Source organism: Salinisphaera hydrothermalis C41B8 (genome assembly GCF_000732535.1).
Lineage (GTDB): Bacteria > Pseudomonadota > Gammaproteobacteria > Nevskiales > Salinisphaeraceae > Salinisphaera > Salinisphaera hydrothermalis.
Genome location: NZ_APNK01000043.1, coordinates 23,553 through 30,084 on the forward strand (window position 1 = coordinate 23,553; position 6,532 = coordinate 30,084).

A 6,532-nucleotide genomic window follows, 5' to 3' on the forward strand; every position below is an offset into this window, starting at 1 on the left:
TCGCGCCTGTCTGGCCACGGTCTGGCCACGGTCTGGCCCAGGCGCCAGGTTCAGACAGCTAGCGGCGGCTACGGCGACGGGCGCGATCCAGCGCCCGCTGCAGGGCAAGTGGCCGGTTGGTGAAGATCCACGGAATATCGCGGCCGATTTCTCGCCGCATCAGGCCGGGTCGGCTGATGAAACCGCTGCCGATCCAGCGGTCGGCGCGCTGGCAGTCGCGGATATCGGCACGGCGGATGAACGGGAATGGGCCGGCGATGCCGCCGCAGTCGTGCCGCTGGCTCCAGTCGCGGATGGTTTCCCAATTGGCTTTCGCGACCGGCGCGAGCGCCGCCGCGGGCAGTTCGGCCACGGCCGCGAACAGCGCGGGATCGAGCGCGAGGACGTGGTAGTGCGCGCCCGGCGTCAGCCCGCGCAGATGCTCGCGCAGGCGCGCTTCAGCTCGGGCCGAGCCGCGTGCTTTGAGCTCGATCATCAAGTGCGCGCGGTCGGCGTAGCGCGCGATTATATCGGCCAGATGCGGCACCTCGGGCACGCGGCGATGCAGGGTCGCCCAGTCGAGCGCGTCGATCCGCTCGGGCCGTCCGAATACGCGGGCCAGATCGGCGTCATGCACGACCACCGGTTCGTCATCGGCGGTGTAACGCACATCGAACTCGATCGCGGCCACGCCGGCCGCTACGACCGGGTCGAATGCCGCCAGCGTATTCTCCTTGACCCGAATTCCGTCACGTTCGCCGCGATGGGCCACGATCATGGCGCGCGCGAGCTGCTCTGACGTGGGCCGATCACGCGGCCAGTACGCCAGCGCGGCCTCGGCGATCCAGAGTAGGGCATCTTCGACGAACGGGTGCACGGCGGCCTGTGCCGGTGGAGTCAGCGCCGGATTATAACGACTTCGCCCGAGGGTCATGGCGCGGCGATATGGTCAGGCGCGCCGGTTATCCCTATCCTTCCCCGTTTGCATCTCGATAGGCGATTCATGAAACAAGCCACCCGTCTCGTTCATGCCGGACGCCGGCCTGCCGATCATTACGGCATGGTCAATACGCCCGTCTATCATGCCTCCACAGTGTTATTCGACAGTCTGGAGGCGTTCGATGCGTCGAACGCCGATCCGTTTTCGGGCGTGCATTACGGGCGCCTGGGCACGCCCACGCAATTCGCTTTCGAGTCGGCGGTGGCCGAGCTCGAGGGCGCGCACGGCGCTGTAAGCAGCTGCTCGGGCCTGGCGGCGATTGCGACGGCGCTTCTGGCGGTGGTCCAGGCCGGCGACCATGTTCTGGTCGCCGATAACGTCTACGGCCCGACGCGCAAGCTGTGCGATGGGCTGTTAGCGCGTCTCGGCGTGGAAACCGAATATTTCGATCCGCTGGTGACCGCCGACGAGCTCGCGACGCATTTTCGCGACAACACGCGTGCCTTGTTTCTCGAGGCGCCCGGATCGCTCACCTTCGAGATTTCGGATGTGCCGGGTCTGGCCGCTGTCGCCCACGAGCGTGGGGCGACCGTAATCGCCGATAACACCTGGGCCACGCCGGTCTACTTCGATGCCTTCGGTCACGGCATCGACCTGTCGGTGCATGCGGCGACCAAATATATCGTCGGCCATTCCGATGCGATGCTCGGTGTGGTGAACTGTCGCGACGCCGAGCATTTCCGTGCGGTACGCCAGACCTCCATCGCGCTGGGCTATTGTGCCGGCCCGGACGATGTCTATCTCGGCGCGCGCGGTCTGCGTACGCTCGGCCAGCGCTTGCCGGTACACGAGGCCAATGGTCTGGCGCTGGCCAACTGGTTGGCCGAGCAGCCGGCGGTCACACGCGTGCTACATCCCGCCCGGGCCGATCATCCGCAGCATCATCTCTGGCAGCGCGATTTCACCGGCGCCTGCGGTTTGTTCGCGATCGAACTCGTGCCCGGCGAGCGGCATCAGCTCGGCGCTTTGATCGACGGGCTCGATTATTACGGCCTGGGTGCCTCGTGGGGCGGCTACGAAAGCCTCGCGCTGCCCGTGGAGCCATCGGGCTCACGCACGGTCACGCGTTGGCAGGCCGAGGGGCCGCTGCTGCGTATTCATGCCGGCCTGGAGGATATCGCCGATCTCATCGACGATATGGCGGCCGGCCTCGCGCGATACACGGCGGCCTGAGCCTTAACGGAATAAACCGCGCAATCAAGCGCTTGCCGCTCCGTGATGGCGAGCGGCAAGCAATGAGTCATGGCGGCGCGATCAAACGCGCGACGGTTGCGAGTCGCGCGGACCTCACCACGCCAGGCGGACGCCCGCGAAAATATGGCGATGTGTGGGCGGGTAGAAGTTGCGAAAGCCCGGTCGTTTGACCTCGGTTTCGGTATGAACGCTGGACCCGCGTGTGACGTAATGATGACCGTCGAACCAGGGTTTGGAATAACCGTCGTAGGGGAAGGCCGTGAAGCCCGGGTATGGTTTGAACGCGCTGTCGCACCATTCCCAGACTTGGCCGGTGGCGTTGAGATGTTCCGACCGCGCTGCGGCTTCCCATTCGTGTTCGGCCGGTAATCTAGCGCCGGCGTAACGAGCGAATGCCCGCGCCTCGTACCAGCCGATGCCGTGAACCGGGGCTTCGGCAATGGGCGTACGACTGTCGTGCCAGGCGATCTGCCAGCCGTCGTCGACCGGGCGCCAGTGCTGCGGATGTTCGACCCGATCAAGACAGCGCCAACGCCAGCCGTCGTCATCCCATAGTTCGTGACGATCATAGCCGCCGTCACGCATGAAGCCGAGCCATTCGGCGTTGCTCACTGGGCCGGGCGCCACGTCGAACGCTTCGACCGTGCGCTCGTGCGCGGGCTTTTCATTGTCGTACGCGTCGATGCCGGCGCTGCCGATCTGCATCGTGTGGCCCGGGATATGGACGCGTTCGCGACGTACGTCGTCCGGGGTATCGAGAGTAGCGACGGTCGGGTCGTCGGCCAGATCGAGCTGCGCGACCACCAGTCGCATGGTCTCAAGGTGTTGCGCGTAGTGCTGGCAGATGAACGCGTGCAGATAGCCCCGTTCCAGCAGGGCGTGGGGATGCTGCGCGGCGCGCGCCCAGTAATGATCGTTCAGAGCCGCGACCTGATCGGTCCATGTCCGCATCGCGGCTGGATCGGGCAGCCGGATGCTGCGTGTGTGCTTCTGACATTCTTCGGGGAAATAGAGCCCGCGCCAGCGATCGGTGACGGATCGATCCCCGAAGACCCGTTCGGCCAGCCAGTAGTGCTCGACGAAGAACACATGGCCGACGTGCCACAGCAGCGGGCTCAACTCGGGATGCGATTGACGCCGCAGCGCGGCCTCGTCGCGGCCGTCGAGCATGGCCTGCGAGGCACAACGTAAAGCGAGCAGGCGTGAGGCCGATGACTCGGTCATGATGCGAACGGATTCGGCAAGTTATCGTCGGAGCGTAACAAAGCGATCCGGAACGACAGCTTGCCAGCCGGGGTCCTCGTCGAAGGCCTCGGATGCTAGAACGACACCGCCACCCCACGATTCATGCAAATAGAGCGAGGGGGCGGTCGTATTCCAGGCGCTGCGTACGGCGGCGATCTGGCGGCCATCGGTCACCACCATGTTGAGCAGCGCCTTGAGGTCGTCGTGTTCGGCCAGCCAGCCCTGAACCAGGCGGAGAGCTTTTCCCAGGCGCTCGGGCAGCGTCCCGCTCTGTTGTCGTACCAGGGAAAACAGGTACTCGGAATCGGTATTCCCATTGATGCTTTGTTCGATGGCCGGATCGAGTTCGGCGCGGATGCGCGCCCGCAGGGTGGCGGCAAAATCCTGGATGTAACCGTTGTGCGCGAATATGAGCCCGTCACCGGCGAACGGCTGGGTGTTGGCATGATCGGTACCCAGGCCGGGCGTCGCACTGCGTACATTGCCGACCCAGAGTTCGCGGCTCAGGCTGCGGGCGAGGGCGTCGACGTTGCCGTCGGCCCAGATCGGCAGGGTATGGCGATAGATGGCGGGTCGTCCGTCGTCGGCATACCAGCCGACGCCCCAGCCATCGGCGTTGACGGTCGCGCTGGCCATCTCGCGCGCATCCCACGATTGGCGGGCGAGGCTGTGGGCCGGCGCGTCGAGGAAATCACGCAGCAGGCAGGACGGTCCGAGATAAGCAGCGATGCGGCACATGGGCGGCCGAAAAGAACAAGCGAATACCCCATGATAACCTCGACCAAAGCCAAGACATCGCGTGTTCCATGCATCGAGACGCCTCTCCTGTGCGGTTGGCGCATCACCGCGTGGCCCCCGAGCGTCGGGTGCCCGATCTGGCCGAGGATGCCCGAGCCGGGCTGCTGGCGCCGCCGCGATCCATGCCGCCGAAATATTTCTACGACGAACGCGGTTCGCGCCTGTTCGAGGCGATTTGCGATACCCCCGAGTATTACCCGACGCGGGCGGAAGCCGCGCTGCTGACCGACGTTTCGGAGCGCGTGATCGCCGATATACGGCCCGCGCATGTCGTCGAGCTGGGCAGTGGTAACTCGCACAAGACGCGGCACCTGTTCGCCGCCTGTGAGCGCCTGGGTATCCATCCGCGCTACTGGCCGTTCGAGGTCAGTCCGCAGATCATGCTGGATTCCGCCGCGGCACTGATCGCCGACTACGATTGGCTACATGTCGAGGCGATGAGTGGCGATTACACCGCAGGCCTGGGCAATCTGCCCTTGCCGGGCGACGGTGGCCGCCGATTGATCCTGTTCCTGGGCGGCACGATCGGTAATTTCGAGCCGGCTCAGGCCGATGCGTTTCTCGCCGAGATCGTATCGCTCATGGCGCCGGGCGACGCGTTGTTGCTCGGTCTGGATCGGGTCAAGGATGTGGCCACGCTCGAGGCCGCGTACGACGATGCCGCCGGCTACACGGCCGCTTTCAACAAGAACCTGATCAACGTCATCAACCGCGAGCTGGGCGGCGACATGCCGGTGGCGGGCTATCGTCATCGCGCGGTGTTCGATCGGACGCTGTCGCGAATCGAGATGCGGCTCGTGGCCGAGTATGCGCACCGCGTGCGGCTCGAGGCACTGGGTGCCGATTTCGAAATCGCGGCCGGCGAAGAGATCCTGACCGAGATCAGTCGCAAGTTCTCGCAAGAGGCGATCACGGGATTACTCGGCCGGGCCGGCTTGCGCCAAACCGCGCACTACCCGTACGGCGACGACCAGTATTCGTTGGTGCTGGCGGTACGCGACTAGGGTCTGTTGACGTTTGGCGCCGACTTACATGAAATCTCAACAGACCCTAGCCCGACAACGCAGCCGGTTGCCGGGCGGGTGCACCGCCGATCAATCCATGCTATTCGGCTTCGAGCAGCTTGAGTAGCAGCGCGGTCTGGGCGTGAAGACGATTTTCGGCCTCGTCCCAGACCACGCTCGCCGGTCCGTCGATGACCTCGGCGCTGACTTCCTCGCCGCGATGGGCGGGCAGGCAGTGCATGAACAAGGCATCGTCCGATGCCCAGCTCATCAGCGCGCGATTGACCTGGTAATTGGCGAAATCGGCCAGCCGGGTTTCACGATCGTCTTCATCGCCCATGCTCGCCCAGACGTCGGTGACCACCAGATCGGCGCCATCGACGGCTTCCTGGGCCTGGTCACAGACCGTGACCGCGTTGCCGGCATCGCGCAGCATCAACGCATCCGGCCGATAACCTTCCGGGGCCGCGATCCGCAGCGAAAAGCCCATCAGGCGCGCGGCGTTGATATAGGAATGGCACATGTTGTTGCCATCGCCGATCCAGGCCACCTTGGCGCCGCGGATCGAACCGCGGTGCTCGACGTAGGTCTGCAGGTCGGCCAGCAACTGACAGGGGTGCAGACGATCGGTCAGCCCGTTGATGACCGGCACCTTGGAATAGGCCGCGAACTGCTCGAGCACGGCGTGCGAGTGGTTGCGGATCATGATCGCGTCGCACATGCCGGACAGCACGCGGGCCGTGTCCTCGACGGGCTCCCCGCGCCCGATCTGGGTATCGCCCGGCGACAGGAAGATCGCATGGCCGCCCAGCCGCGTCATCGCCGCTTCGAAGGAAACGCGAGTACGCGTGGAGGCTTTTTCGAAGACCATGGCCAGGCTTTTGCCGACGAGCGGGCGATCGGTCGGCGCGCGGCGCTTGCGATCGATGGCACGTTCGATCAGGTCTTCGATACCAGCAGTGCCCAGGTCGTCCAGGCTAAGGAAATGACGCGAACTCATGGAAGAATACAGGTGGTCTGTTGAATGAAAAGCCAAAGCATCATGCCGGCCCGTACGCGGGCGCGCCTTGATACTTTTGGCGGGGCTGGGGGCCGGGATCCACTCGTAAGAGGGGCGCGCCTCGGAGGGCTGACCTGAGCGCGCGACGACCGGTGTTGCGGTCTTCGGTCGCGGCCAGCACTACGCGGCATCTGCCTTGCTCGCCCGATACAGGCTCGGGCCTGCGCAGCTGCGTTCCCTAGTGGAATTGGCTTTGAGCGGTCAATCGTCTAATAAAAAAGGTTCTTCGCAGATAAGCGTGAAAGGCGGCGG

At 64.9% G+C, this 6,532-nt stretch carries 6 protein-coding genes; 2 read left to right on the forward strand and 4 right to left on the reverse strand.

Annotated elements, in window-relative coordinates:
• Positions 1–58: 58 nt before the first annotated feature.
• Positions 59–913: a glycerophosphodiester phosphodiesterase gene (locus tag C41B8_RS19860; protein ID WP_051883724.1), complete on the reverse strand. Its 855-nt coding sequence runs from the start codon at positions 911–913 to the stop codon at positions 59–61.
• A gap of 69 nt (positions 914–982) precedes the next feature.
• Between C41B8_RS19860 and metC the strand changes: the two genes are divergently transcribed.
• Positions 983–2,152 carry a cystathionine beta-lyase gene (gene metC, locus C41B8_RS17305; RefSeq protein ID WP_037341099.1) on the forward strand — a complete coding sequence of 390 codons (1,170 nt, stop codon included), beginning with the start codon at positions 983–985 and terminating at the stop codon, positions 2,150–2,152.
• Between the two features lie 114 nt (positions 2,153–2,266).
• Here the strand turns inward: metC and C41B8_RS17310 are convergent, their stop codons facing one another.
• The gene (locus C41B8_RS17310; protein WP_037341102.1) at positions 2,267–3,397 is read right to left on the reverse strand and encodes an SUMF1/EgtB/PvdO family nonheme iron enzyme; all 1,131 of its coding nucleotides are present in this window, start codon (positions 3,395–3,397) and stop codon (positions 2,267–2,269) included.
• Between the two features lie 21 nt (positions 3,398–3,418).
• Positions 3,419–4,156, reverse strand: coding sequence for an ergothioneine biosynthesis protein EgtC (gene egtC, locus C41B8_RS17315; protein ID WP_037341105.1), 738 nt, complete (start codon positions 4,154–4,156; stop codon positions 3,419–3,421).
• Positions 4,157–4,224: 68 nt separating this feature from the next.
• On the opposite strand from egtC, the gene egtD reads away from it, so the two are divergent.
• Entirely contained in the window at positions 4,225–5,220 is a 996-nt protein-coding gene (gene egtD / locus C41B8_RS17320; protein WP_037341107.1) for an L-histidine N(alpha)-methyltransferase, read from the forward strand.
• Positions 5,221–5,320: 100 nt separating this feature from the next.
• On the opposite strand, the gene argF is transcribed toward egtD, so the two are convergent.
• The gene (argF, locus tag C41B8_RS17325; protein WP_037341110.1) at positions 5,321–6,220 is read right to left on the reverse strand and encodes an ornithine carbamoyltransferase; all 900 of its coding nucleotides are present in this window, start codon (positions 6,218–6,220) and stop codon (positions 5,321–5,323) included.
• Positions 6,221–6,532: the final 312 nt, after the last annotated feature.